General features: G+C 39.9%; 1 protein-coding gene. It reads left to right on the top strand.

Features of this window, described 5'->3' with window-relative positions; genetic code table 11:
• Positions 1-21: 21 nt before the first annotated feature.
• The coding region (locus tag JKP73_RS22115) for an amidohydrolase (protein WP_234447171.1) at positions 22-424 on the top strand (403 nt) is incomplete at its 3' end.

Here is a 424-nt window from a genome sequence, read left to right as displayed (position 1 = left end):
AAATCCGGAAAAACTCTTGCGTTGAGAGCAGACTTTGATGCTCTTGCTATTTTTGAAGATAATGACTTAAGTTTTAAATCGGTCAATCCAGGAGTAATGCATGCCTGTGGACACGATGCACATACTGCATATTTGATGGTACTTGCTAGAGAACTAGTAAAAATAAAACAAGAACTTCCGGGAAGAGTTAGAATTGTCCATCAACCAGCAGAGGAAGTATCTCCTGGTGGTGCCAAAGGTATGATTAAAGCAGGAGCTCTTGACGGTGTCGATAATATGATCGGGGTTCATGTGATGACTACAATTAAAACAGGGGTCATTGCCTATCATAATAAAGAAACTCAAACGGGACGTTCTAATTTCACCATTACAATCAAAGGAAACGGAGGTCACGCTTCTATGCCACAATTAAGTAATGATGCAA

This window comes from Virgibacillus salexigens, assembly GCF_014905415.1.
GTDB lineage: Bacteria > Bacillota > Bacilli > Bacillales > Amphibacillaceae > Virgibacillus > Virgibacillus salexigens.
This window is presented reverse-complemented; position numbering and strand designations above follow the sequence as displayed.